The organism is Neisseria sp. 19428wB4_WF04 (assembly GCF_015235335.1).
Lineage (GTDB): Bacteria > Pseudomonadota > Gammaproteobacteria > Burkholderiales > Neisseriaceae > Neisseria > Neisseria musculi.
Genome location: NZ_JADGLG010000008.1, coordinates 39789 through 64582, shown reverse-complemented (window position 1 = coordinate 64582; position 24794 = coordinate 39789). Strand labels below are relative to the sequence as shown.

The following is a 24794-nucleotide window of genomic DNA, read 5'->3' as shown; positions in this document are numbered from 1 at the left end:
GTTTGCCGACCGACACAACCATATCAACGGCATTGAGAATTTTTGGAATCAGGCGAAACGTGTCTTGCGCAAATACAACGGAATCGACCGAAAATCTTTTCCTCTGTTCTTGAAAGAATGTGAGTTTCGTTTTAACTTCGGGACACCAAAGCAGCAGTTAAAAACTTTGCGGCTTTGGTGTGGTGTTTAGGGCTAATCTACTTCAGCCCCTTTTGTTTTTTGTCTGCTCCACTTTGATGATTCGATCCTTAAATAGACAGTCCGTTTCTTGGAGGTGAAATCTGTGTCGAGTTGGCAATTAAAATCAGGCTAAAAAGTGTAGGTTTTATTTTAGAGTCCAAGCGGATGGGCAAGTTTACTGCGCCGCTGTCAAACGGTTTTTTCAATAGTGTGATATAATGGCTATTTTGCTCAATATGGGAAGGGATACCGTACGGTTTCCTCTGGTAGAAAGCCGAAAATTCCCCTTGATCATTGATGGCGATGCCTTCGTTAAAATTCTTACTTTCGCAGACATAAATTTCTAGGAAACGGTTAATCAACAAATGGTCTATTTGTGCGGTGAATTCATTAAACTCCAAAGGTAAATCGTTAATCACTATCCAATTTTTCAATGCTGCATAATGAAAATTGATCTGATACGCTGCTTCTTTTTCGCCTTTCATTCCCGACTGGATTTTTTGATTTCTTGCCGGATTTTATTTTATGTTTCTAGTGGAATATTTGGCAAAGACGAAAGCTGATTTAACGCGAGCAAGTCGTTTTCACACGGCTCAAATAGTTTAATAATCATCTATATTATCCTTTTTCTCTTATCATTTATTTAGGAGGGACGTAGGTTAGCCCTAAATACCACACCATTTTAGCAATGTTTTTAGCTGCTCACTTGGCGTGTTGAAATTTGGTTTTGACGGTCTGCAAACAACTGGGAATGATTGATGTGCTGGGGTAAATTCACTAACATCCAGAACATCATAGCTTTTGAAACAGCCAGTGTAACCAACGTTGTCGGGCATAGTTTTCTTTTTGATAACAGGAAGTGAAGTATTCCACCTGATGTTTTCCACCGCAAGGGTAAACATTTTGCTTTGCCGTTTCAGGATACCGAAGGCAGTCCATTTTACCCATTGCGCCGCGACCACACCTGCCCTTACACCTTCCGCCAAAGTAGTTCTCATCCCATTCAACTATACCCTCAAAACTTCATCGGCATGAAGCCAAATGATGTGCGGTGTCTTGGCTGATTTTTCGGTAGAACAACATGGCGGGATTGGCTTGGATACTGAGAATATCCGAAGCCAAGCGGGTGATAACCTCCATCATAAAAAACTCAAGCAGTTTTTTCTGTGTGGGCGTTGTAGCTTGCAATGGGTTATCTTCATTTTAGCAGCCTGTCATGACCACTAATTTTACGTCAGCTCCACATTCAATGAAAAAGGTATGCTTGAAACTAGCTAGTTCTAGGCCTTTAACCAATCCACCTGTACCTGAGGTTATTTCTAATGATTTTATTTTTTACAATAAATCTAAATATACATAAATAAACATGCTTTCTTCTGTTAAGTTGTTGAATATTAATTATTTAACCATTTTACTTTTTAAAATCTCTTTCAAATACCTCCCCGTATAACTTCCCTTAATCTTTACCACTTCTTCCGGCGAGCCTTTGGCAATAATCCGCCCGCCGCCGCCGCCGCCTTCCGGCCCTAAATCGACAATATAATCTGCCGTTTTAATCACGTCTAAATTATGTTCGATAATCACAATTGAGTTGCCTTTGCCTTTCAGACGGCCGATCACTTTGAGCAATAAGGCGATGTCGGCAAAGTGTAAACCCGTGGTCGGTTCGTCCAAAATATACAATGTCCGCCCTGTATCGCGTTTGGAGAGTTCCAACGCGAGTTTGATGCGCTGGGCTTCGCCGCCCGATAAGGTGGTGGCGGATTGGCCGAGGCGGATATAGCCTAAGCCGACATCCATCAGGGTTTGCAGTTTACGCGATACGGTGGGCACGGCATCGAAGAATTGGAGGGCTTCTTCTACGGTCATATCCAGCACTTGGCTGATATTTTTGCCTTTATATTGCACTTCGAGAGTTTCGCGGTTGTAGCGTTTGCCGTGGCACACTTCGCAAGGCACATACACATCGGGCAGAAAATGCATTTCCACTTTGATCACGCCATCACCCTGGCAGGCTTCGCAGCGGCCGCCTTTAACGTTAAACGAGAAACGGCCGACATTGTAGCCGCGCTCGCGGGCAAGCGGCACGCCGGCGAAAAGATCGCGGATGGGAGTGAACAGGCCGGTATACGTGGCAGGGTTGGAACGCGGGGTGCGGCCGATGGGGGATTGATCGACATTAATCACTTTGTCGAGATGCTCGAGGCCGGTGATATCGTTGTAGGGTGCAGGTTCCTCGTGGGCACGGTTAAGTTCGCGGGCGGTGATTTTGGCGAGCGTGTCATTAATCAGGGTGGATTTTCCGCTGCCGGACACGCCGGTGATGCAGGTGATTAAGCCCAACGGTAATTCGAGGGTTACGTTTTTAAGATTATTGCCGCGTGCGCCTTTTAATACCAACATTCTTTCAGGGTTGGGCGGTGTTCTTTCAGACGGCACTTCGATTTTTTTCTTACCGCTCAGATATTGTCCGGTAACGGATTCTCCACAGGAGGCAACTTTTTCGGGCGTGTCGGCAATTAATACGGCTCCGCCGTGTCCGCCTGCTCCCGGCCCCATGTCGATAACAAAATCGGCTTCGCGGATGGCATCTTCGTCATGTTCCACCACGATTACGCTGTTGCCTAAGTCGCGCAAGCGTTTGAGGGTGGCAAGCAGGCGGTCGTTGTCGCGCTGGTGCAGCCCGATAGAAGGCTCATCCAGCACATACATTACGCCGGTTAAGCCCGAACCGATTTGGCTGGCCAGGCGGATACGCTGGGCTTCGCCGCCGGAAAGGGTTTCGGCGGAGCGGGAAAGATTAAGATAATCGAGGCCGACATTAATCAAAAAGCCCAAACGCTCGGTGATTTCTTTGAGAATTTTTTCGGCAATCTGTTTTTTATTGCCCTCTAAATCGAGTTTTTCAAAAAAATCATGGGTTTGAGTAAGCGGCCAAGCCGAAAGCTCGTGCAGCGGCTGTTTGCCCACATAAACATAGCGCGCTTCTTTGCGCAAGCGCGCGCCGCCGCAACTCGGGCAGGCTTTGTGGCTTTGATATTGCAGCAGTTCTTCGCGCACGGTAGTGGAATCGGTTTCACGAAAACGGCGCTCCAAGTTGGGAATGATGCCCTCAAAAGCATGACTGCGGTTGAAAATAGTGCCTTTTTCAGAAAGGTAGCGGAATTCGATAATCTCTTTGCCTGAGCCGTGCAGCACCACTTTTTTCACTTTTTCAGGCAGGTTTTCAAACGGCGTGTCCACATCAAAACCGTAATGGGCAGCCAGCGACTGAATCATTTGAAAATAAAATTGGTTGCGTTTGTCCCAGCCTTTGATTGCGCCGGCAGCTAGTGATAACTCGGGGTGCAGCACCACGCGTTCGGGGTCGAAAAAGTTCATATTGCCCAAACCGTCACAGGTGGGGCAAGCGCCGGCAGGGTTGTTAAAGGAAAACAGGCGCGGTTCCAACTCGGGCAGGCTGTATGAGCAGACGGGGCAGGCAAACCGGGCAGAAAACCAATGTTCTCCGCCGCTGTCCATTTCCAAAGCCAGCGCACGCTCGCCGCCGTGGCGCAAGGCAGTTTCAAAACTTTCGGCCAAGCGTTGTTTGATATCGGCTTTTACCTTAACGCGGTCAATGACCACATCGATATCGTGTTTGATGTTTTTTTCCAGCTTCGGCACTTCGTCCAACTGAAAAATTTCGCTATCCACGCGCACACGGGCAAAACCTTGCGCCCGCAAATCGGCAAAAAATTCGACAAACTCGCCTTTTCGCCCGCGTACGGCAGGAGCAAGAATCATCACCCGGCTGTCCTCCGGCAACTTCAACACGGCATCAACCATCTGAGATACGGTTTGGCTGGAAAGCGCAAGGCCGTGTTCCGGGCAATAAGGCGTGCCGACCCGGGCATACAGCAAGCGCAGATAATCGTGGATTTCGGTGACCGTACCTACCGTAGAGCGCGGGTTATGGCTGGTAGATTTCTGCTCGATGGAAATAGCAGGAGAAAGTCCCTCGATTAAATCGACATCAGGTTTGTCCATCATCTGCAAAAACTGGCGGGCATAGGCAGAAAGGCTTTCCACATAACGCCGCTGGCCTTCGGCATAAAGCGTGTCGAAGGCCAAGCTCGATTTACCGCTGCCCGAAAGACCGGTTACCACCACCAACCGGTTGCGGGGAATATCCAGGTCGATGTTTTTTAAATTATGGGTGCGTGCACCACGAATGCGGATGGTGTCGTTATTGCTCATATCTGCTTAAAGCCGTCTGAAAAAATGAAACTGTATATTGTAGCATTTTTTCAAAATAAACCGCGGAGTTCGAGCGCAAGGGAAAGGCCGTCTGAAAATGTTTTCAGACGGCCTTTCTGCTTTTGAATTATGCGTAGAAAGTGTAGGCCCACAGGGCAACGAGGATGATGCAGAGAATGTTCAGCAGCAAACCCACGCGCATCATATCTTTCTGTTTCACCAAGCCTGTGCCGAACACGATGGCGTTGGGCGGTGTGGCAACCGGCAGCATGAAGGCGCAGGAGGCACCAATGCCGATAACGAATACCATCACTTCTTTAGGCAGCCCCATTTGGGCGGCAACGCCGGCAAAAATCGGCACCAACAGTGCGGCAGAAGCGGTGTTGCTGGTGAATTCGGTTAAGAAGATGATGAAAGTGGCTACAATGAAAATGACAACCAATGGATGTGCTAGCGCAAATGTGGTGGCAACCTGCTGGCCGATGGCTTCGGAAGCGCCGGAAACCTGCATCAGGTTGCTCAGGCAGATGCCGCCGCCAAAGAGCATTAGTACGCCCCAGTCGGTGTTGCGGGCTACTTCGCGCCAGCGCGCTACGCCGAATACCACCACCGAAACGGCGGCTATCAGGGCAATAACGGTGTCGGGGTTGGAAATGCCGAAAACGTCTTTGATTTTGGCACCGAATATCCACGCGGTAGCGGTGGCGATAAAAATCAGCATGGCGAGTATGCGGTGAAGCGTCCACGGGATATGTTCGGTTTTTACTTCTACGCGCTCGTTTAGGTTGGGGCGCAGAATGATATAGAGTGAAACCAGCATCAGCGGCAGCATCAGCAGCATCATGGGCAGACCCATTTTCATCCAGCCCATAAAGTCCAAGTCTAATGCTTTGGCGGCAATGGCGTTGGGCGGCGAGCCTACGATGGTGCCCAAGCCGCCGATGCTGGCGCAGTAGGCGATGCCGAGTAATACAAACACAAAGGTTTTGCGTTCTTTTTCTTTATCGAGATGATCCATCATGCCCATGGCCAGAGGCAGCATCATGGCAGCAGTGGCGGTGTTGCTGACCCACATTGACAGGAAGGCGGTTACGGCAAACAGCATCAGCACAGCCACTTTCATGTTGCCGCGCGAGAGTGAAATCAGCCAAACGGCAATTTTGCGGTCGAGCCGCTGCATATGCAGCGCGGCAGCCAGTGCGAACCCGCCGAAAAAAATGTAGATAATCGGGTCGGAAAAGCTGCTCATGGCTTTTTTGATGTCCATGTCCGGGAAACCCAGCAACACAGCCAGCAGGGGCGCCATCAGCGCGGTTACGGTGATGTGTACTGCTTCGGTAAACCACATAATCGCCACGAAAACCAACACGGCAATCCCTTTGTTGGCGTTAGTGTCGTAGGGCAGGATATGGTAAATGCCGAAGCTGACGATGGCTGCGACAATGGCGGTAAACAAGCCTTTGAAATCGGTTATCGGCGCTTGTGCACTTAGCAACTCGATGTTTTCTGGTCGGTTTTTATCAGGAGTCATGGTGTAGTTTCCTGTGTATTGGAAAATCGGCAGGCAAGTGCCTGCCGGGTGCCGAGGCTGCAAGGGCAGTATAAGTGTAAGCCGATGTAGCTGTAAAGAATCTGTAAACCAACTGTTGCGGCAAAATGCTTTGCTGCTTGCTTTTTCAGACGGCCTTCGCTATAAATTTCCTTGACTCTGCAAGGTTTCAGGCAGTAACGGATAGAAGGTGTAAAGTATGGAAGCACTCCGGCAATCCCAATACAACCGGCGTTATGTGTGGCTGCCGGTTTTGGCGGCGGCTTTAGTGTTGATGATTACCATGGGCATCAGAATGTCGCTGGGGCTGTTTGTGCAGCCTATGGTGCGCGACACGGCATTGAGCATCTCTGCGGTCAGCTTCGCGATAGCGGTCATGCAGCTGATGTGGGGCGTGTCGCAGCCGATTACCGGTGCGCTCGCCGACCGCTTTGGTGCATGGCCGGTGCTTTTGTGGGGAACGCTGCTGCTGGCAGCCGGTTGCGGGCTGATGCCGTGGCTGCCGGGCACTTGGGGGGTGACACTGACAATGGGCGTGATGATTGCATTTGGCGCAGGTGCAGGCAGTTTTTCGATTTTAATGGGCAGGGTGGCCGGCAAAGTGCCGCCGCATCTGCGCGGCACGGCTTCGGGCGTGCTGAATGCGGGCGGATCGTTCGGGCAGTTTCTGTTTGCGCCGCTGGTGCAGGGGCTGGTTCTGCTGCCTGCCGCAGGCTGGCGCGTTGCCGCCTATGCGTTGGCGGCAGCCGGGTTGCTGGCTTTGCCTCTGGCGCGCCTGCTCACGTGCGGTGATGCCGCAACCGTTCAGACGGCCTTTGAGCCGGACGGCAGCCAAACCTTGAAGCAGGCTTTGGCGCAGTCGGCCAAAGACCGCAGCTATATTCTGCTACATTTGGGCTTTTTTACCTGCGGTTTCCATATTGCCTTCTTGGTCACACACCTGCCCACCGAAGTGGCGCTGTGCGGCCTGCCGCCTGCCGTGGCTTCATGGTCGCTGGCGCTCATCGGAATTACCAACGTTATCGGCAGCCTGATAGTAGGCTGGGCGGTCGGCCGCTGGCGCAGCAAATATCTGCTGTTTGCAATGTATGCTTCACGCGCGCTGCTGATTGCGGCGTATTTGGTGATGCCGCGAACCGATGTAGCGTTTTATCTTTTTGCGGCAGGGTTGGGTTTGACTTGGCTGGCTACGGTGCCGCCCACTGCCGCCATTGTCGGCAAACTGTTTGGTGTGCGTTATTTGGCCACCTTGTTCGGGCTGACTTTACTCTCCCACCAGATCGGCGGTTTTTTCGGAGCTTATCTCGGCGGCACGGCCATCACCGCATTCGGCGACTACGGCTGGATGTGGTATGCCGATATGGCATTGGCCGCAGCGGCGGCGTTGCTGAACCTGCCGATTCGTGAAAGCAAAATAGTGCGGGCAGAGAAAGGGTAAGTTGGACGGGTTTGCCGTTTACCCGGATTGGAGCATGTTTTCAGACGGCCTCAGCGTTTCAGACGGCCTCGAAATAACAACAGGGCGGTTGTTTGCCGCCCTGTTTTTTATGCGCCTGCGGCTTCTTCGAAACCCGTTACCTCCAGCCCGAATCCGGTCAGCCCGTTCATAGAAGAGGGCTTTCCCATCACGCGCATTTTCTGCACATTGAGGCCGGCGAGAATCTGCGCGCCGATGCCGTAGGTTTTCTTATCCCATTTTTTCACTTGGAAACTGTTTTTCGGCAGAGTGCGCTCGAGCAGGGCGCTGCCGTCTTCAGTGCGGTGAAGCAGGATAATCACGCCGCTTTCGGCCTGTTGGATGCGTTGCAGCGCGGCGGGCAGCGGCCAGCTATGGTTGGGGTCGGCCTGGAGAAAGTCCATCGCCGAAAACGGCTCGTGCACGCGCACGAGGGTTTCTTTTTCGGGGCTGATGCTGCCTTTTACCAGCGCCAGATGGGTTTCGCCGGAGAGTTTGTCGACATATACATGCTGCCGGAATCCGCCCCACGGGGTTTGCACGGCGGTGTCGCCCATTTCTTCAAGCAGGCTTTCGGTGCGGCTGCGGTATTCGATTAAATCGGCGATGGTGCCGATTTTGAGGTTGTGCTCTTCGGCGAACTTCATCAATTCGGGCATACGCGCCATGGTGCCGTCGTCGTTGAGGATTTCGCAAATCACGCCGGCGGGGGTGAGGCCGCTCATCTGCGCCAAATCAACGGCGGCTTCGGTGTGCCCGGCGCGCACAAGCACGCCGCCTTTTTGTGAGCGCAGGGGGAAGATGTGCCCGGGCTGGACGATGTCTTCGGGTCGGACGGCGGGCGATACGGCCGTCTGAATGGTAAGCGCGCGGTCGGCAGCGGAAATGCCGGTGGAGATGCCGTGGGCGGCTTCGATGGATACGGTGAAGTTGGTGCCGTATTGCGCACCGTTTTTCTGCGTCATCTGCGGCAGTTTGAGACGCTCGACCAGTTCATCGTTCATCGGCAGGCAAACGAGGCCTCGGGCGTGTTTGATCATGAAATTGACGGCCTGCGGGGTAACGAATTGGGCAGCTATCACCAAATCGCCTTCGTTTTCACGGTCTTCGGCATCGGTGATAATCACCATTTTGCCGGCTTTGATGTCGGCGAGGATTTCGGGAATGGGGGAGATGTTCATGGGTAGCCTTTGGTATCGGTTTGTGGTTTCAGCAGCTGCGGCCGATTGTAATGGCCGCAGGGTAGGTTGGCTATATGGCGAACCCACTTTATTTTCTGCTACGGGCAAACCGCAAGCAGTGCAGACCTCACGAAACCGCTTTTGTTGCCGCCCCGGCGGCCGGTAAAGCGTCTTTTCGGGCTAAGTTGCCGCAACGCTGTAACGGCAGTAAAGCGGATTGATTGTAGAAGCAAATACCGTGGCGGCAAATGCTTTAAAAATAGTTGCATGGCCGTCTGAAAAAACAAGAGCAGGTATCGAGCCTGCTCTTGTGTTTCGGGTGGCTTATTTTTCGGCAAACCAGCCGTAAGCCATAATGCGGTCGAAGCGGCGGGTGAGCAGGTCGGCCATGGGCATATCTTGTGCGGTGCGCAGTTGCTCGGTAAGCACTTCTTTCACGCGCTTGGTTATTTCGGCGTGGTTGCGGTGTGCGCCGCCCAGCGGCTCTTCGATGACGCGGTCAATCAAACCCAAATCGGCCAAACGTTTGGCAGTGATGCCCAGGGCTTGCGCGGCATCGGGGGCTTTTTCGGCGGTTTTCCACAAAATAGATGCGCAGCCCTCGGGCGAAATCACCGAATAAGTGGAGTATTGCAGCATATTCACGAAGTCGCCCACTGCAATCGCCAACGCGCCGCCGGAGCCGCCTTCGCCGATAATGGTGCACAATACAGGCACGTGCAGTTTGGTTAATTCATAGAGATTGCGGCCGATGGCTTCGGATTGGTTGCGCTCTTCTGCGCCGATGCCGGGGTAGGCACCGGGGGTGTCGATAAACGTTATCACCGGCAGGTGGAATTTTTCGGCAAGCTGCATCAGGCGCAGGGCTTTGCGGTAGCCTTCGGGGCGGGGCATGCCGAAATTGCGGCGGATTTTTTCTTTGGTGTCACGGCCTTTCTGGTGGCCGATTACCACCACGCTTTGGCCGTTGAAACGCGCCAAACCGCCGATAACGGCGTGGTCATCGGCAAAATGGCGGTCGCCGTGCAGCTCTTGGAAATCGGTGAAAACAGCGTTGATGTAATCCAGAGTATAAGGGCGTTGCGGGTGGCGCGATACCTGCGACACCTGCGCGGGGGTGAGTTTGTTGAAAATCGACTTGGTCAAATCGGCACTTTTCTTTTGCAGGCGGGCGATTTCTTCGGAAATATCCACGGCAGACTCACCCTGCACGAAACGCAGCTCATCGATTTTTTGAGTCAATTCAGCGATGGGTTGTTCAAAATCCAGAAAAACGGGTTTCATAATCATGCTCTTATTCGTTAGGATTCAAACGTAATGATACGCTAAGGAAACGGCTTTGGCAGCATCTGCCGCGAAATTCCAAAATGCCGCGGGTTGCCGCACGGCTGCGGTTGCGCTGCGGGATATTGACCGCCGCGCGCCCAAACTGTTCAGACGGCCTTTGCGCGCTGAAATTGCTGTTTGCCGGCGGGAGGCGTTTTAGTGCAAAAGCTCCCGATAAGATTGCGTATCTTATGCTAAACTCGGCCGCACATCAATCAATACGGCACCATTATGGACAATGCTCGCAACAACGCCGCCATGCGCCTCGACAAGTGGCTGTGGGCGGCGCGTTTTTTCAAAACCCGCGCGCTGGCGCAGAAGCATATCGAACTCGGGCGCGTGCAGGTGAATGGAGCGAAGGTGAAAAACAGCAAAAATATCAGTGCGGGCGACACGGTGGATTTAACGCTCAATTCACTGCCCTACAAAATCAGGGTGCTGTCGCTCAACCACCAGCGCCGGCCTGCGCCGGAGGCGCGTATGCTGTATGAAGAAGATCAGGAGACCGCCCGCCGCCGCCAAGAGCAGAAGCTGCTCGACCAGGCAAGCCGTGCCAGCGCGGCTTATCCGGACGGCCGCCCCACCAAGCGCGACCGCCGCCAAATCGACAAAATCAAGCGCGGCGGGTGGTAAGCTTTATGAGCGGCGTTTTTCAGACGGCCTGTTTTAATATCGAAACAGGATAATCGAACCTTCCGGCCGTCTGAACAACACCGGCAGGCCGTCTGAGCGGGGTGGCGGGACTTCCGCCGCATTCTTTCGGCGGCAGGCTGCGGCACCATAAAAAAACGGCATCCGCAGCCGCGCAAGGCTGCGGCAGATGTTGGGCAGGAGCATGAATATCGGCCGGTTGGCCGGTTTGCCCGATGAGGGGAGAAGCCGATTTTCAGGCCGTCTGAAAAGCCGCGAAAGTGCGTTTTCAGACGGCCTCAACACGGTTGCCGGGCTGCTCGGCGGCTGTTCGAACAAATGCACCCGCATTAGGGCGGTGGAGCCCCGCTGTGATTCGGAGCCGTGCTCAAAGCGGCTTGGCCTTGTGCAGGCCAAACTGATGGCAGGGCGGCTGCCGGTGTGCGGCTGTCTGAAACCGCCTGCCTGAGGTTACGGAACTGCGGCGGTTTCACGTATAATCCGCCGCTGATTCTCCCCACATTAAAACCGCCATGACCCCAGCCCGACTCGACCACACCGCCGCCGTACTGGCCGGTATGCTTACGTTCAAACAGCCTGCCGATGCGGTTCTTTCCGCCTATTTCCGCAACCACAAAAAACTCGGCCGCCAAGACCGCCGTGAAATTGCCGAAACCGCTTTTGCCGCCCTGCGCCACTATCAGAAAATTTCGGCGGCCCTCGACCGCCCGCACACACAGCCGCGCAAGGCTGCGCTGGCTGCGCTGGTGTTGGGCAGAAGCATGAATATCAGCTGGTTGGCGGGGCTGATCGATGAGGCGGAAGCCGATTTTTTAGGCCGTCTGAAAAGCCGCAAAAACGAGTTTTCAGACGGCCTGAATACTGCCGCCGAGCTGCCCCTGTGGCTGATTGGGCAAATGCGCCCGCACTATAGCGATGAAGCCCTGCTCGCGTTCGGGCGCAGCATCAACTGCTCCGCGCCGCTGGATCTGCGCGTCAACACCCTCAAAGGCAGGCGCGATAAAGTGCTGGCCGCGCTTCAGGCCGAAGGTTTAAACGCTGAAATGCCGCCTTATTCGCCGTGGGGTATCCGTTTGCACGATAAAGCCGCGTTCAACAGGTACCCGCTGTTTCTTGACGGCACGTTGGAGGTGCAGGACGAGGGCAGCCAGCTGCTCGCGCTGCTGCTCGGCGCCAGGCGCGGCGAAACCGTGGTGGATTTCTGCGCCGGCGCGGGCGGCAAAACACTGGCCGTGGGCGCGATGATGGCCAACAAAGGCCGCATTTATGCGTTTGATGTTGCCGAAAAACGCTTGGCCAATCTCAAGCCGCGCATGGTGCGTGCGGGTTTGACCAACATCCACCCCGAGCGCATCGGCAGCGAAACCGACCCGCGCATCGGCCGTCTGAAAGGCAAGGCCGACCGTGTGTTGGTGGATGCGCCGTGTTCGGGCTTGGGCACCTTGCGGCGCAACCCCGATCTGAAATACCGGCAGTCGCCCGAAACCGTGGCCAAGCTGCTGGCGCAGCAGCACAGCATTCTCCATGCTGCTGCTGCCCTGGTGAAAGCGCACGGCCGTTTGGTGTATGCCACATGCAGCATTTTGCCGGAAGAAAACGAGCGGCAGGCGGAGCGTTTCCTTGCGGAACACCCCGAATTCGAGCCGGTGGACTGCGCCGGCCTGCTGGCTGCGGCCAAAGTGGATTTAAACACAGGAGCGTATCTGCGTTTGGACACCGCAACACACCAAACCGACGGCTTTTTCGCTGCGGTGATGCAGCGCAAAGGTTAGGGCGGTTTTCAGACGGCCTCAATTCAGGCGGGGATATACCCCGCCGGCAACATGAATAACGAAATAACGGATATTTCAGACGGCTTCAACGGTTTTGGTAAAACTTCGGCACACAGCCTTTGAAAAACAGCGCGTTGCAGATTATTCGCCGTGTTTGCCCGCGTGCCGGGCGCGGACAATTTCGATAACGCCGGGCAGTACCGAAATCACGATAATCGCGCCCAGCACCAGGCCGAGATTGTTTTTCACCACCGGGATATTGGCGAAGAAATAGCCCGCATAAGAAAACAGCACCACCCACAACATGGCGCCGATAACGTTGTAGCGGATAAAGCGGCCGTAGTGCATATCGGCCATGCCGGCCACAAACGGCGCAAACGTGCGCACGATGGGCACGAAGCGGGCGATGATGATGGTTTTGCCGCCGTATTTTTCGTAAAACCGGTGGGTTTTGTCGAGATAGCTGCGCTTGAAGATCTTGGAATCGGGATTGGCAAAGAGTTTGGCACCGAAATATTTGCCGATGGCGAAATTGACCGCATCGCCGACAATCGCTGCCACAATCAGCAGCAGCACCATCATATGAATGTTCATCCCGCCGATAGCGGCAATGCCGCCTGCGGCAAACAACAGCGAGTCGCCCGGCAGAAACGGTGTAACCACCAAGCCGGTTTCGCAGAAAATAATCAGAAACAAAATGGCGTAAATCCAAGCACCGTATTGCGCGGCCAGTTGGGTGAGGTGTTGGTCGATGTGCAGAATAAAATCGATAACCGATGAAATAAATTCCATTTGAAGCGTGCTTTCGGAGTGTTTTTTAAGGCGGCCGTCTGAAAGCGGCGGCTGTGCCCGGGTTGTGTTCAGACGGCCCAAACAGGGTATAAGGTCTGTTATTTTAAGTGAAAAACCGCAGGCCGCCAAACGGCGCCGCTGCTTGCTGCCGTTTGCTGAAACCGCTTACAATGCAGTGTTTTAAAAAGCCGCGCAAACCACGCCGTGAACCAGTTGATTTTTGACTTTGCCTCCCGCGACTACCCTTCGTTTGATAAATTTCTGGGTAGGTCTAACGCCGAGTTGCTGTATATGCTGCAACAAGCGCAGGGGCAGTTTGTTTATGTGTGGGGGCAGCCCGGTTCGGGCAAGAGCCACCTGCTGCAGGCCTGGGTGGCGCAGGCTTCGCAGGCGGGCAAAAACGCTGTTTATGTCGATGCCGCCGACACCCCGCTGGAGGAAACGGCGTTTGAAGCCGAATATCTGGCGGTAGATCAGATAGACAAACTCGACAGCAGCGGGCAGGCGGTGCTGTTTGAAATATTCAACCGCTTGCGCAACAGCGGCTGCGGATTTTTGCTGCTCAGCGGCGGGGTGCCGCCGCACGCGTTGGTGTTGCGCGAAGATTTGCGCACCCGTATGGGCTATTGTTTGGTTTACGATGTCAAACCGTTGAGCGACCAAGAAAAAATCGATGCGTTGGTGAGTATGGCCGCTGCCCGTCAATTGGTGGTGGAGCCTGAAATCTTTCATTATCTGCTCAATCATTGGCGGCGCGACACCGACAGCCTGATGCAGATGCTCGACACCTTAGACCGCTATGCCGTTTCAATGGGCAAGCGCATCACCCTGCCGCTGTTGCGGCAGCTTCTGAAGGAGCAGGCATGAAAAACCTCGCCATTTTCGATTTGGACAACACTTTAATCAACACCGATTCCGACCACGCGTGGCCGCAATATCTGATTCAGAAAGGCGTGGTCGATGCCGCATACACCCGCGCCCAAAACGATAAGTTCTACCGCGACTACCAAAACGGCTGCCTGAATATCGATGAATTTCTGAAATTCCACTTGGAGCCGCTCGGCCGGTTCAGTAAAGAAGAGTTGGTCGAGATGCACGGCGAATTTACTGCCGCTTTTATTATCCCGCATATTTCGCCCATGCAGAAAATGCTGGTGGAAAGCCACCGCAGTGCCGGTGATGAATTGCTGGTGATTTCATCGACCAACGAATTTATCATCACCCCCATCTGCCGCCTGTTCGGCATCGAAAATATCATTGGAACTCGGCTGGAAACCGGTGCAGACGGCCGCTACACCGGCAATTATGTCGGCACGCCCAGCCTGAAAGAAGGCAAAATCACCCGCCTGAACGAATGGTTGGCTGCGCGCGGCGAAACGCTTGCAGACTACGGCAAAACCTATTTTTACAGCGACTCTAAAAACGACCTGCCGCTGCTGCATTTGGTGAGCGACCCAGTGGCCGTTAATCCCGATGAAATATTGCAGCAGGAAGCCGAAGCCCGGGGTTGGCCGGTTTTGAATTTCAAACTTTAACAAAGGCCGTCTGAATATGCTCCGTTTCAAGCCCGTTATCATCACTGCCACCGCGCCGAGCCGCGAAGAAGCCGAGCTTATCGGCCGCTTGTTGCTCGAAAACGGCTTGGCTGCCTGCGTGCAATATGAAAGTGTCAGCAGCCGGTATATGTGGAACGGCCAATTGTGCAGTGGTGAAGAAATCCGCTTGGTGATTAAAACTGCCCGCTGCCATTACAAGGCGGTGGAAAAAATTATTGTGCGCCACCACAGCTATGACTGCCCGCAAGTGCTGATGCAGCCGGTACAGGGTGGTTTTCTGCCCTATTTGAAATGGATGAAGGCACAGTTGGCACGGTAGCACGCTTTTTAAGCTGTATCCGATCTGCAGGACGGGCTTTCCGCCTGCTTCTGTTTATTGCTCTTGCCGATGATGAACACTACTATAGAAACCCACCCCTTGCCCCCGTTTTTGCCGGCAAACGCCCGATTATTGATGCTTGGATCGTTTCCGCCACCGCGTACGCGCTGGAAAATGGATTTTTATTATCCGAATTTTCAAAACGATATGTGGCGGGTGTTCGGCTTGGTGTTTTTCGGCGATAAAGATTATTTTGTTGAAGCAGGCGGCAAGGCGTTTAAAGAAAGTTTGCTGCGTTCGTTTTTAGCGGAGAAAGGCATTGCTGTCGGCGACACGGCGTATAAGGTACGGCGTTTGCAGGGTAATGCGGCAGATAAATTTTTGGAAATTGTCGAACCGGTGGATTTGGAGGCCGTGTTGGCGTGCATTCCGCGGTGCCGAACCGTGATGACCACAGGTGAGTTGGCTACGGACACATTGCTTGCTCTGATGCCGTCTGAAACTGCCAAGCCGAAAATCGGGGAATATGCCGAAGCGTTGTTTAACGGGCGGAATCTGCGTTTGTACCGCCTGCCGTCATCATCGCGGGCTTATCCGCTGGCATTGGAAAAGAAGGCGGAAGTTTACGGGCATTTTTTCAGGGAAGCCGGTTTGTTGTGAATTTGCCAACTTCGGGGAAGATATAATGAATCAGCTGATTAGGAAGGATCGTGAAAGCGAATGCGCGTTAGCTTGCAGGCCGATTGCTTTATCATCGGAGATACTGTTACCGTCCTAATTTCATCAGGCTTGCCTGATTTTCTGCAACTTTTCAACCGCCAGCAAATAAGGCGGTTGGTTTTGGCGGTTGATAAAACCGTATTTCAATACGGCATATTGCTACTGCGGTAAATCTGCCGCCCATTGTTCCACGGAATGTGCTTCATGGTATCCGGCATCATGGCCGGGATACAGAACCGCTACCAGCAAACCACCCGGTTTCAGCAATGCTAAGGAAGCCGTTAAAGCGGGTATGCTGGTGGCGGCTTGGGTGGTCAGCATTTTGTTGCCGCCGGGAAGCCAGCCGAAATTAAATACCGCAGCGGATAATGGTTCTTCGACATATTCTGCCAATGTTTCATGTCCTGCGCATACATATTCCACTTTGGTTCGGATGCCGGCATCGGCCAATCGGGCGGCAGTTTGCGCCAGTGCCTGCGCCTGTATGTCAAACGCCCACACTTTTCCTCCGGCGCCAACGCATTGTGCCAGCAACAAGGTGTCGTGGCCGTTGCCTGCGGTTCCATCAAGTACGCTTTCACCGGGGCGGATGCTGCTGCGCAGCAAATGATGGGCGAAAGGCAGAATATTATTTAGCAGCATTATCCGGCCGTCTGAAAAAAGAGATATAAAAAATACCTTACCGCATTGTTTCGGTAAGGTATTTGTATTGCTGCCTTATTCGGCCGGCTGTTGGGTTTCTACCTGAACAGGGGCTGCGGCCTGAGTTTGTTTGTGTTCCTGCTGTTGCAAACTCACTGCACGCGCGGGAACAATGGTGGAAATGGCGTGTTTATATACCATTTGTGTTACCGAGGTGTTGCGCAACAATACGACATATTGGTCAAATGATTCAACCTGCCCCTGAAGTTTGATGCCGTTTACCAAATAAATGGAAACCGGAACATGCTCTTTCCGTAAAGCATTCAAAAAAGGATCTTGTAGCATTTGTCCTTTAGCGGTCATTTTTATACTCCGTTATTATGGTTTTGAAATATTCGGGAAAACACTTTGTGATTGTAGCCCTGAATGCATTTTTTTGCCAACACTATTTCGGTAAGAATATGCAAACGTTTTTGGCGTTGTTTCAAAAATCTTCTAGTTGGAATAGCGGTAATGCGGTAGAGCTCTGCCTGCTACGGAAATACCTATGGTTAAAATCCGGTTGGTATTTTTTATGCCGATTGCTTGAAAAAGACAAGCGGCTGACGAGGCAGCCGTTTGTCTGATCCAAACGTTAAAACATACTTTTTTATTTGGTAGGTTTAACGGGAGCGGCAGGCTCTGAGCCGGCGGCAGCATCCGGACGTTCGAAGCCTTTATCTTTCATGCAGGCATCAAAAGCAGCACGGTCTTGGGTGTTGCCTACAGTCTGTTGGCATTCTTGCAGAGCCTGCTCAACGGTGATGTTTGCGGTTTCGGGCGCTTTGTCTTTATTGCTGGAGCAGGCAGTGAGAGCCAGGGCGGTGAAAGCGGCGGCGATTAATACTTTTTTCATGAATACAAGTCCTTTCAATTGAAATGGTTTTCAGCCGTCCGTGAAGTGTCGGACAGGCATGGGCGGCGTTAAGCCATCAAGATGCAGAACGAAGCTGCATTGTGTAGTCAGAGTGGATTTCATTTATTAAGTTTCTAAAAAAATGAAAGAAAGTGCTAATCTCTTATGTAAAAAAACGATCCAAATGTTAAAAAAATAAATTATTTATAATAAAACGTTTTTTAGTGAACTTTATTTCGCAACAAACGCAAAGGCCGTCTGAAAATTTTTCAGACGGCCTTTGTCAGCTTGGTTTCATATTATCCTGCACGCAGGTCAGTCTGCAGTCAGAACCACTTTCATGGCGCCATTTTCAGCCGCATGTTTGAAAACATCATAAGCTTTTTCCAACTCGCTGAACTTAAAGCGGTGGGTGAGCATTTTGGTGTAATCCACCGAGCTGGTGGAAATCGCTTTCATCAGCATTTCAGTGGTGTTGGCATTCACCAGGCCGGTGGTGATGGTGAGGTTTTTAATCCACAGTTTTTCCAGTTTGAAATCAACCGATGCGCCATATACGCCGACTACGGCCAGATTGCCGCCGGGTTTAACGATATCTTGGCACATATTCCAAGTGGCGGGGATGCCCACTGCTTCGATGGCGGTATCAACGCCGTCTTCGCCGACAATACCGGCCACCTGTTTGGCTACATCGCCCGAGGCGGGGTTGACGGTGTGGGTGGCGCCCAATTCTTTCGCCAGCTTCAGGCGGTTTTCATCCATATCGCACACAATCAGCACGGAGGGGCTGTATAACTGCGCGGTCAGCAGAGCCGACATTCCCACAGGGCCGGCTCCCGCGATAAATACAGTGCTGCCGGGTTTTACATCGCCATATTGAACGCCGATTTCGTGGGCTGTGGGCAAGGCATCGCTCAACAGTAGGGCAACTTCTTCATTTACATTGTCGGGCAGGGGAATCAGGCTGTTGTCGGCATAGGGTGTGCGCACATATTCGGCCTGGGTGCCGTCTATCATATAGCCGAGAATCCAGCCGCCGTTGCGGCAGTGGGAATACAGTTGTACTTTGCAGTTATCGCAGGTGCAGCATTTGCTGACGCACGAAATGATAACTTTATCGCCTTTTTTAATATTGTTTACTGCTGAGCCGACTTCTTCAACGATGCCGATGCCTTCGTGGCCGAGAATGCGCCCTGGCTCGATTTCGGGGTTTTTGCCTTTCCAAATCCCCAAGTCGGTGCCGCAAATCGTGGTTTTCACGATTTTCACGACTGTATCGGTGGGGTCGATAATTTGCGGCTTGGGTTTCTCTTCAAAACGGATGTCGCCCGCGCCGTAATAAGCCATTGCTTTCATATTGAATCCTTTGAGAGTGGTTGGACAGTAATGCGGCCCGTTATAGAGCAAACGCTGGTTTGTGTCAGATTTTATTATAAAATTCAATATGTTATATTGTATCAAATAGTGGTGGATCATATTAAAAAGCCGTCTGAAAACAATTGCTTTCAGACGGCCGTACGGCAGGGAATGCGTTAAACCACGGCTTCTTCTTTCTGCTTTTGCGGTTTGACCAGGTTTTCCCGGCTTAATCCGAACATCAGCAGCATCGGGCTGGCCACCAGCACAGAAGAGTAGATGCCGAATACGATGCCGATGGTTAGTGCCATGGAGAAGCCGTGCAGCGCGGCACCGCCGAAAATCAGCATGGAAAGTACCATGGCCTCGGTGGAGCCGTGGGTGATGATGGTGCGGCTCATAGTGGCGGTAATGGCGTTGTCGATAATCTGCGGCACGGTTTTATTGCGCATTTGAGGTTTGCGGAAATTTTCGCGGATACGGTCAAACACCACCACCGATTCATTCACCGAGTAGCCCAGCACCGCGAGAATACCGGCCAGCACGGTGAGTGAGAACTCCCATTGGAAAAAGGCAAAACAGCCGAGAATAATCACAATGTCGTGCATATTGGCGATAATTGCCGAAACAGCAAAACGCCACTCGAAGCGCACGGAAAGGTAGATAATGATGCCCGCCACCACCATGCCCAGCGCCAGAAGGCCGTTGGTTACCAGCTCGTCGCCTACCTGCGGGCCGATGAATTCAACCTGGCGCAGGGTAACATCGGGGTTGTCTTGTTTGAGCAGGTTCATCACATTGTTGGACAGCTGAGCAGAAGGCACGCCTTCTTTGTTCGGCAGGCGTATCATGATGTGCCGGTTGGTGCCCAATGCCTGCACTTGAACATCGCCCAGTTTCAGCGTGTCGAGACGCGCGCGCATTTTGTTGATGTCGGCACTTTGCCGGTATTGCACCTCCATTACCGTGCCGCCGGTAAATTCAACCGAGAAGTTCAAGCCTTTGGTAACCAGAAAAAAAACGGCAGCGATAAATGTTACCAGCGAGATAAACGTTGTGAGCTTGCCATAGCTCATAAACGGGATATCGCGTTTGATTTTGAATAGTTCCATATTGCTTACTCCTTGCCGGCCGTTTCGGTTTCGGGCTTCCACACCGAGCCGATAGAAATACTTTGCAGTTTGCGGCGGCGGCCGTACCACAGATTAACCAGCGCGCGGAACACCACAACCGAAGAATACATCGAAGTGAGAATACCCAAGCAGTGTACAACGGCAAAACCGCGCACGGGGCCGGAGCCGAAAATCAGCAGGGCGATACCGGCAATCAGCGAAGTGATATTGGAATCGACAATGGTTGCCCAAGCGTGCTGAAAGCCTAAATTGATGGCCTGCTGCGGCAGTGCACCTGCACGCAGTTCTTCGCGGATACGCTCGTTAATCAACACGTTGGAGTCGATTGCCATACCCAGCGTCAAGGCCAGCGCAGCAATGCCGGGTAGTGTCAGCGTGGCTTGCAGTGCCGACAGAATCGCTATCAGAAAGAGAATATTGGTGGTAAGCGCGATGGTGGAAAACACGCCCATCAGCCGGTAATACACCACCATAAAGGCAGCTACGGCAGCAAAACCCCAAAGGGTAGAATTGAAGCCTTTAGCAATGTTTTCTTTGCCCAAAGACGGGCCGATGGTGCGCTCTTCCACGATTTCCATCGGAGCCGCCAGCGAGCCGGCGCGTAACAGCAGCGAGGTATCGTTGGCTTCGGCGGCACTCATGCTGCCGGAAATCTGAACACGACCGCCGGTAATGGCAGAGCGGATAACAGGCGCGGTAACTACCTCCGCTTTGCCCTGGTCAATCAACACCATTGCCATGCGTTTGCCCACATTTTGCGAGGTGAGTTCGGCAAAGATATTGCCGCCGGTGCTGTCGAGATTGATATTGACGGCAGGCGCGCCCATTTCGTCAAAGCCCGGTTGGGCATCGTTGATGTTGTCGCCGGTAAGCTCGACCTGCCTGCTCACCAGAGTAGGATGCGGCTGTTCGCCCGCGCTGTAAAGCAATTCGTAACCTGAGGGCACATTGCCCGCCAAGGCCGTCTGAACTTGGGCGGGATCATCGGAAACCATGCGCACTTCCAACGTGGCGGTGCGGCCGATAATGTCTTTGGCTTTGGCGGTATCCTGCACGCCGGGCAACTGCACGACAATGCGCTCCGCTCCTGCCTGCTGAATCACCGGTTCGGCCACGCCCAATTCGTTTACGCGGTTGTGAAGGGTGGTGATATTTTGTTTGAGCGCATCGTTGCGCACTTTGTTGAGCACATCCTGCGACAGCGTCAGCACCAGATTGTTATCCTGCGGGGTCAGCGTGGCTTCGGGAAAATAATTGCGCAGCTGCGGCAGCACTTTCTGTAAGTCGGCGCGGTCTTGAAACGGCACAATCAGGCTGTTTTCGGTTTGGCGCACGGTGCCGGTACGGATTTTCTGGCGGCGCAGTTCGCGGCGGATATCGCCGGAATAGCGCTCAAAGGTTTTTTGCAGGGCAGCTTTCATGTCCACCTGCATGGTGAAGTGCACACCGCCGCGCAGATCCAAGCCCAAAAACATCGGGTTGGCCTTGATTTTAGCCATCCACTCGGGGCTGTCGGCCAGCAGGTTGAGCGCGGTGATATAGCCTTCTCCCATGGTGTTTTCAATCACATCTCGGGCTTTAAGCTGGGTTTCAGTGTCTTTGAAGCGCACTTTCAGCGAATTGTCGGCCACAAACATACCATCGGTTTGAATGTTGGCAGTTTTGAGTGCGGCGGCTACACGCGCTTCGGTTTGATCGTTAATGATGATGGATTGTCGGTTGGTGGATACTTGCACTGCCGGGGTTTCGCCAAACAGGTTGGGCAGGGTATAGATGATGCCCAAAATAACCGTGGCGGCAATCAACAGGTATTTCCAAAGCGGATAACGGTTCATATTAAACCTTTATTTTATAAATACAAACAGCCGCAGCACGAATGCAGCGGCTTTTCAAGCAGCAGGCTTATTCGACTTTGCTGGCGATGGCGTTGCGCTCCACTTCAACTTCTACCCCGCGCGCAATTTCCACAGTAAAAAACTGCTCGCCCACTTTGTTGACTGTGCCTTTGAAGCCCGAAGCCAAAATAACCTTGTCGCCGCGCTTGAGTTCAGCCAACATTGCTTGGTGGGCTTTGAATTTCTTTTGCTGCGGGCGCATAATCAGAAAATAAAACACCACCAAAATCAGCACCAGCGGGGCAAACTGCATCAACATACTCGGTTGGGCGGCATCGGCAGCATAAGCAAAATCAATCATGTTTTCATTCCTTAAATTGTTGGCAGGCGGCAAACAGTTTGGATTGCCGCTAAAAGTAAGCTATTCTAAAGGGCAGGGCGGATTTTTCCAAGAAATTTCCGTATGGCAGGGCTTGAAATGATGCAAAGGCCGTCTGAAAAACATGCAGCGGCGTTGAAAACGGAAAGCACGGCAATGAATATCGTTAAATATATGCGCACCAAATTGCGCCGCCTGCTGGGTCAAAAGGCCAAAACGGCGTGGATCAGCCATCCGCTGTTTCTACAGCACGAACCGGATACCGGTCATCCCGAATCGCCGAAGCGGATCGCAGCTATTGAAGCAGAGCTTGAAAGACAGGGCATCCGGAGCGTGATGCAGGCCGTGCAGGCGTCAGAAGTGGCCGACAAACAGCTGGCTTTGGTTCACCCGCGCAAATATCTGCGCTTTTTGGAGTCGGTGCAGCCGCCTGCGGGCAAAATCTACCGCCTGGATGGCGATACAGTGATGAGCCACGAATCGTTGCAGGCCGCACGCTATGCAGCGGGTGCGGTGGTGAAGGCGGTGGAAATGGTAATGAAAGGCGAAGCCTTTAACGCCTTCTGTGCCGTGCGCCCGCCCGGACATCATGCCCACAGCGGCAAAGCGGGCGGTTTCTGCCTGATCAACAATGTGGCCGTGGGCGCCATGCACGCCATTGCCAATTTCCGCCTGCAACGCATTGCCGTAGTAGATTTTGATGTACATCACGGCGATGGCACCGAAGAAATTTTCGGCAACGATCCGCGCATACTGTTTTTCAACAGCTTCGCGCAGGGGCTGTATCCGTTTCCAGAGACCGGGCGGAGCAAAGAGCGCAACAGCGTTGAAATCGAGTTTGCACCGCACACCGGCAGCCGCATGTTCCGCAAAGCAGTGCGTGAGCAATGGCTGCCCCGTTTGCAGGCATTCAAGCCGGAGCTGGTGCTGCTTTCGGCGGGTTTCGATGCCCACAAACAAGACGAAACCGGTCGTCTGAACCTGCACGAAGCCGATTTTGCCTGGCTGACCCATAAAATCATGCGCGCGGCCGAGAGCGCCGAAGGCCGTGTAGTGTCGGTGCTTGAGGGGGGCTACACCTTGGAAAGCCTTGCCGCATCGGCAGCAGCGCACCTTTACGTGTTGGCTGTACAGGGCAAACCCGAATGCGCATTGCAATACGACAGGCATCTGCGGCATAGTCTGTCGAAGGGGCGGGGAGGCGGAAAGCGGGTATAAGGTGCTACCGCACCTGCTGCTTTATGGAATGGAAAATATCCGTTGGAGCGCGATGCTCTGCACAACCCGCCGAGGCCGTCTGAAACATCAAAATCATCGTGATTGATGCCGTGCACCCATCACGAAAAACGGAAAAAAGCCGGTGTCGGGGGCGGCGTGGTGTATATTTTTGAGGCCTCTATTTATTAAGCACGGGTATTTTATATTCGGCGTTTTAATGCGCTTCGGTTTCCATCAGTTTTTCCACCTCCTGCAAAAATACATCCGCCGGCATCTGCTGCCCCATCCGCCCGCGGATAATGTAGAGATGCCTGGTAAATGTGCCGCCGTTTTGTTTGACAATATCTTTAAAATCATCAATAAAACGCTGCTCGAATTTGCTGTTCATCGAATTGAACAGAATCACCTGTTTTCCTGAAAAATCATGGTTTTTGGCAAACTGATAAATCTGCGGTGCCGGGTTGTACAACCACACGGGCGAGCCGATATACACCGTATCATAAGCACTTAAATCCACTTTATTAGGCGTAATATCCGCATCGGTATTGCGGGCATCTTGTAAGGCTTGTAGCCAGCCCCCCCAATTTGATTGTGGGCAGACTGCAAAGGCAATATATCGGCCCCAGTTAATTGGGTAATTTTGCGCGCCATGATTTCGGTATTGCCCGAGCGGGAGAAAAACACCACCAGGGTTTTGCTTGGCGCTTTATCTTTATCGGGCGCAAATTTTTCGATTAATTGTTGATTTTGCCGGTATTGATAGGAATCTATGCCCACGATAACCGCAGCGGCCGACGTAATGAGCAAAACTGCCGCGCTAACAACCCATAGCATCATTTTCGGGAAAAACCTCATAGCGACCGAATGGCGGCAATCAAACGCCCGGCATGATCAAGCGTATCGGCCTGTATGCGGGCGAGGTCGTCTGGGCTGCCTGCTCCTGCGATGTAGTGCATACTGTGCGAATAAACCGGTGTTTGAAAATCCATGCCGCACAAATGTGCTGTTTGGGAAAATTGCGGAAAAAATGCGGGCAGCTCCATGCCTTCGTGTCCGCCTGCCGAATAATCCTGCGCCGAGCCGCCTGCGGTAAACGAAACAATCAGTTTTTTGCCGTGCAGTTTATCGCCTGTCGAGCCATAGGCGAAACTGTGGGTATGCACGTCGTCGATCCATTTTTTCAGCAACGCCGGCGTGCTGTACCAATAAAACGGAAACTGCTACACAATTACATCGGCGCGGCTTAAGGCTTCTTGCTCGGCCGGCACGTTGATTTGGTAATCGGGATACAGTTTGTCTAGACGGCGCACTTCCACATCAGGCAATTGTTTTTGCACTTCGTTGATAATCAAGGTATTGGTGGTGGAGCCGTCTGAATCCGGGTGCTCTGAAATGATTAAAATATGTTTCATCTTGTTTCCTGAAATATATCGAAGCGGTGTATTTGCAGCATACAAATACACCGCCCGTATTCCATTAAATTAAAAAATAAATCAAATTATTTCATATATTTGTCTAAAAACGCCAACACGGTTGCCGGCTCTTTGCCAAACCAGTTGTAGCCGTCTTTAATCGGCAAACAGTTTCTGCCGCAG

At 52.6% G+C, this 24794-nt stretch carries 23 protein-coding genes and 4 pseudogenes; 10 read left to right on the top strand and 17 right to left on the bottom strand.

The window, feature by feature from the left end; translation table 11 throughout:
• Positions 1-190 (top strand): annotated as a pseudogene (locus IR141_RS03575) (IS1595 family transposase); the annotation flags it as partial.
• 58 nt (positions 191-248) lie between these two features.
• Here the strand turns inward: IR141_RS03575 and IR141_RS03570 are convergent.
• The 4 genes and pseudogenes from IR141_RS03570 to IR141_RS03555 all read right to left on the bottom strand — a co-directional run bounded on the left by IR141_RS03570 (position 249) and on the right by IR141_RS03555 (position 5950).
• Positions 249-665: a nuclease-related domain-containing protein gene (locus IR141_RS03570; RefSeq protein WP_135034298.1), complete on the bottom strand. Its 417-nt coding sequence runs from the start codon at positions 663-665 to the stop codon at positions 249-251.
• 180 nt (positions 666-845) lie between these two features.
• Positions 846-1382 (bottom strand): annotated as a pseudogene (locus IR141_RS03565) (IS1595 family transposase).
• Positions 1383-1578: 196 nt separating this feature from the next.
• Positions 1579-4419: an excinuclease ABC subunit UvrA gene (gene uvrA / locus IR141_RS03560; RefSeq protein WP_135034297.1), complete on the bottom strand. Its 2841-nt coding sequence runs from the start codon at positions 4417-4419 to the stop codon at positions 1579-1581.
• Positions 4420-4546: 127 nt separating this feature from the next.
• Positions 4547-5950: a DASS family sodium-coupled anion symporter gene (locus tag IR141_RS03555; protein ID WP_135034296.1), complete on the bottom strand. Its 1404-nt coding sequence runs from the start codon at positions 5948-5950 to the stop codon at positions 4547-4549.
• A gap of 217 nt (positions 5951-6167) precedes the next feature.
• On the opposite strand from IR141_RS03555, the gene IR141_RS03550 reads away from it, so the two are divergent.
• Positions 6168-7406, top strand: a complete 1239-nt coding sequence (locus IR141_RS03550; RefSeq protein ID WP_135034295.1) for an MFS transporter — start codon at positions 6168-6170, stop codon at positions 7404-7406.
• A gap of 107 nt (positions 7407-7513) precedes the next feature.
• Here IR141_RS03550 and ribBA read toward each other — a convergent pair whose 3' ends face one another.
• Positions 7514-8605: a bifunctional 3,4-dihydroxy-2-butanone-4-phosphate synthase/GTP cyclohydrolase II gene (ribBA, locus tag IR141_RS03545; RefSeq protein WP_135034294.1), complete on the bottom strand. Its 1092-nt coding sequence runs from the start codon at positions 8603-8605 to the stop codon at positions 7514-7516.
• Positions 8606-8929: 324 nt separating this feature from the next.
• The gene (locus tag IR141_RS03540; protein ID WP_135034304.1) at positions 8930-9889 is read right to left on the bottom strand and encodes an acetyl-CoA carboxylase carboxyltransferase subunit alpha; all 960 of its coding nucleotides are present in this window, start codon (positions 9887-9889) and stop codon (positions 8930-8932) included.
• A 273-nt stretch (positions 9890-10162) separates the two neighbouring features.
• Between IR141_RS03540 and IR141_RS03535 the strand changes: the two genes are divergently transcribed.
• The 3 genes from IR141_RS03535 to IR141_RS03525 all read left to right on the top strand — a co-directional run bounded on the left by IR141_RS03535 (position 10163) and on the right by IR141_RS03525 (position 12354).
• The gene (locus tag IR141_RS03535; protein ID WP_135034293.1) at positions 10163-10564 is read left to right on the top strand and encodes an RNA-binding S4 domain-containing protein; all 402 of its coding nucleotides are present in this window, start codon (positions 10163-10165) and stop codon (positions 10562-10564) included.
• A 187-nt stretch (positions 10565-10751) separates the two neighbouring features.
• Positions 10752-11030 (top strand): hypothetical protein, encoded by a 279-nt coding sequence (locus tag IR141_RS03530; protein WP_194198369.1) that lies wholly within the window; start codon positions 10752-10754, stop codon positions 11028-11030.
• Positions 11031-11094: 64 nt separating this feature from the next.
• Positions 11095-12354 (top strand): RsmB/NOP family class I SAM-dependent RNA methyltransferase, encoded by a 1260-nt coding sequence (locus IR141_RS03525; RefSeq protein ID WP_135034291.1) that lies wholly within the window; start codon positions 11095-11097, stop codon positions 12352-12354.
• Positions 12355-12495: 141 nt separating this feature from the next.
• On the opposite strand, the gene IR141_RS03520 is transcribed toward IR141_RS03525, so the two are convergent.
• On the bottom strand, positions 12496-13146 hold the full coding sequence (locus IR141_RS03520; protein WP_135034290.1) for a DedA family protein: 651 nt from the start codon (positions 13144-13146) through the stop codon (positions 12496-12498).
• A gap of 204 nt (positions 13147-13350) precedes the next feature.
• On the opposite strand from IR141_RS03520, the gene hda reads away from it, so the two are divergent.
• The 4 genes from hda (at position 13351) to IR141_RS03500 (ending at position 15681) form a co-directional block, all read left to right on the top strand.
• Complete coding sequence (hda, locus tag IR141_RS03515) at positions 13351-14013, top strand: DnaA regulatory inactivator Hda (RefSeq protein ID WP_135034289.1); 663 nt, start codon at positions 13351-13353, stop codon at positions 14011-14013.
• The gene (locus IR141_RS03510) at positions 14010-14681 is read left to right on the top strand and encodes an HAD family phosphatase (protein ID WP_135034288.1); all 672 of its coding nucleotides are present in this window, start codon (positions 14010-14012) and stop codon (positions 14679-14681) included. The genes hda and IR141_RS03510 overlap by 4 nt, the downstream gene beginning before the upstream one ends.
• A gap of 16 nt (positions 14682-14697) precedes the next feature.
• On the top strand, positions 14698-15021 hold the full coding sequence (gene cutA, locus IR141_RS03505) for a divalent-cation tolerance protein CutA (RefSeq protein ID WP_135034287.1): 324 nt from the start codon (positions 14698-14700) through the stop codon (positions 15019-15021).
• A 69-nt stretch (positions 15022-15090) separates the two neighbouring features.
• On the top strand, positions 15091-15681 hold the full coding sequence (locus IR141_RS03500; protein ID WP_209304403.1) for a uracil-DNA glycosylase family protein: 591 nt from the start codon (positions 15091-15093) through the stop codon (positions 15679-15681).
• Positions 15682-15804: 123 nt separating this feature from the next.
• Here the strand turns inward: IR141_RS03500 and IR141_RS03495 are convergent.
• The 7 genes and pseudogenes from IR141_RS03495 to yajC all read right to left on the bottom strand — a co-directional run bounded on the left by IR141_RS03495 (position 15805) and on the right by yajC (position 21963).
• Positions 15805-16383: pseudogene (locus IR141_RS03495) on the bottom strand (class I SAM-dependent methyltransferase).
• A gap of 75 nt (positions 16384-16458) precedes the next feature.
• On the bottom strand, positions 16459-16746 hold the full coding sequence (gene hfq, locus IR141_RS03490; RefSeq protein WP_135034286.1) for an RNA chaperone Hfq: 288 nt from the start codon (positions 16744-16746) through the stop codon (positions 16459-16461).
• A gap of 286 nt (positions 16747-17032) precedes the next feature.
• On the bottom strand, positions 17033-17278 hold the full coding sequence (locus tag IR141_RS03485; RefSeq protein ID WP_135034285.1) for a hypothetical protein: 246 nt from the start codon (positions 17276-17278) through the stop codon (positions 17033-17035).
• Between the two features lie 315 nt (positions 17279-17593).
• Positions 17594-18634, bottom strand: a complete 1041-nt coding sequence (locus tag IR141_RS03480) for a zinc-dependent alcohol dehydrogenase family protein (protein ID WP_135034284.1) — start codon at positions 18632-18634, stop codon at positions 17594-17596.
• Positions 18635-18810: 176 nt separating this feature from the next.
• Positions 18811-19746 (bottom strand): protein translocase subunit SecF, encoded by a 936-nt coding sequence (gene secF / locus IR141_RS03475; protein ID WP_135034283.1) that lies wholly within the window; start codon positions 19744-19746, stop codon positions 18811-18813.
• Positions 19747-19751: 5 nt separating this feature from the next.
• Positions 19752-21602, bottom strand: a complete 1851-nt coding sequence (gene secD, locus IR141_RS03470) for a protein translocase subunit SecD (protein ID WP_135034282.1) — start codon at positions 21600-21602, stop codon at positions 19752-19754.
• A 67-nt stretch (positions 21603-21669) separates the two neighbouring features.
• Positions 21670-21963, bottom strand: a complete 294-nt coding sequence (yajC, locus tag IR141_RS03465; protein ID WP_135034281.1) for a preprotein translocase subunit YajC — start codon at positions 21961-21963, stop codon at positions 21670-21672.
• A 174-nt stretch (positions 21964-22137) separates the two neighbouring features.
• Here yajC and IR141_RS03460 point away from each other — a divergent pair, with 174 nt between their 5' ends.
• On the top strand, positions 22138-23199 hold the full coding sequence (locus IR141_RS03460; RefSeq protein WP_135034302.1) for a histone deacetylase family protein: 1062 nt from the start codon (positions 22138-22140) through the stop codon (positions 23197-23199).
• 214 nt (positions 23200-23413) lie between these two features.
• Here the strand turns inward: IR141_RS03460 and IR141_RS03455 are convergent, their stop codons facing one another.
• From IR141_RS03455 to IR141_RS03445, 3 genes and pseudogenes are all read right to left on the bottom strand, one after another.
• Complete coding sequence (locus IR141_RS03455; protein ID WP_167743024.1) at positions 23414-23716, bottom strand: flavodoxin; 303 nt, start codon at positions 23714-23716, stop codon at positions 23414-23416.
• Entirely contained in the window at positions 23707-24036 is a 330-nt protein-coding gene (locus IR141_RS03450; RefSeq protein ID WP_167743022.1) for a hypothetical protein, read from the bottom strand. Before IR141_RS03450 ends, IR141_RS03455 begins: the two co-directional genes overlap by 10 nt.
• Before the next feature lie 14 nt (positions 24037-24050).
• Positions 24051-24611, bottom strand: a pseudogene (locus IR141_RS03445) (NAD(P)H-dependent oxidoreductase).
• Positions 24612-24794: the final 183 nt, after the last annotated feature.

Excerpts from the sequence above, each read along its gene's own strand:
- IR141_RS03570 (WP_135034298.1), bottom strand. The coding sequence starts at position 665 with ATGAAAGGCGAAAAAGAAGCAGCGTATCAGATCAATTTTCATTATGCA.
- uvrA (WP_135034297.1), bottom strand. The coding sequence starts at position 4,419 with ATGAGCAATAACGACACCATCCGCATTCGTGGTGCACGCACCCATAAT.
- IR141_RS03555 (WP_135034296.1), bottom strand. The coding sequence starts at position 5,950 with ATGACTCCTGATAAAAACCGACCAGAAAACATCGAGTTGCTAAGTGCA.
- IR141_RS03550 (WP_135034295.1), top strand. The coding sequence starts at position 6,168 with ATGGAAGCACTCCGGCAATCCCAATACAACCGGCGTTATGTGTGGCTG.
- ribBA (WP_135034294.1), bottom strand. The coding sequence starts at position 8,605 with ATGAACATCTCCCCCATTCCCGAAATCCTCGCCGACATCAAAGCCGGC.
- IR141_RS03540 (WP_135034304.1), bottom strand. The coding sequence starts at position 9,889 with ATGAAACCCGTTTTTCTGGATTTTGAACAACCCATCGCTGAATTGACT.
- IR141_RS03535 (WP_135034293.1), top strand. The coding sequence starts at position 10,163 with ATGGACAATGCTCGCAACAACGCCGCCATGCGCCTCGACAAGTGGCTG.
- IR141_RS03530 (WP_194198369.1), top strand. The coding sequence starts at position 10,752 with ATGTTGGGCAGGAGCATGAATATCGGCCGGTTGGCCGGTTTGCCCGAT.
- IR141_RS03525 (WP_135034291.1), top strand. The coding sequence starts at position 11,095 with ATGACCCCAGCCCGACTCGACCACACCGCCGCCGTACTGGCCGGTATG.
- IR141_RS03520 (WP_135034290.1), bottom strand. The coding sequence starts at position 13,146 with ATGGAATTTATTTCATCGGTTATCGATTTTATTCTGCACATCGACCAA.
- IR141_RS03510 (WP_135034288.1), top strand. The coding sequence starts at position 14,010 with ATGAAAAACCTCGCCATTTTCGATTTGGACAACACTTTAATCAACACC.
- cutA (WP_135034287.1), top strand. The coding sequence starts at position 14,698 with ATGCTCCGTTTCAAGCCCGTTATCATCACTGCCACCGCGCCGAGCCGC.
- IR141_RS03500 (WP_209304403.1), top strand. The coding sequence starts at position 15,091 with ATGATGAACACTACTATAGAAACCCACCCCTTGCCCCCGTTTTTGCCG.
- hfq (WP_135034286.1), bottom strand. The coding sequence starts at position 16,746 with ATGACCGCTAAAGGACAAATGCTACAAGATCCTTTTTTGAATGCTTTA.
- IR141_RS03485 (WP_135034285.1), bottom strand. The coding sequence starts at position 17,278 with ATGAAAAAAGTATTAATCGCCGCCGCTTTCACCGCCCTGGCTCTCACT.
- IR141_RS03480 (WP_135034284.1), bottom strand. The coding sequence starts at position 18,634 with ATGAAAGCAATGGCTTATTACGGCGCGGGCGACATCCGTTTTGAAGAG.
- secF (WP_135034283.1), bottom strand. The coding sequence starts at position 19,746 with ATGGAACTATTCAAAATCAAACGCGATATCCCGTTTATGAGCTATGGC.
- secD (WP_135034282.1), bottom strand. The coding sequence starts at position 21,602 with ATGAACCGTTATCCGCTTTGGAAATACCTGTTGATTGCCGCCACGGTT.
- yajC (WP_135034281.1), bottom strand. The coding sequence starts at position 21,963 with ATGATTGATTTTGCTTATGCTGCCGATGCCGCCCAACCGAGTATGTTG.
- IR141_RS03460 (WP_135034302.1), top strand. The coding sequence starts at position 22,138 with ATGAATATCGTTAAATATATGCGCACCAAATTGCGCCGCCTGCTGGGT.
- IR141_RS03450 (WP_167743022.1), bottom strand. The coding sequence starts at position 24,036 with ATGATGCTATGGGTTGTTAGCGCGGCAGTTTTGCTCATTACGTCGGCC.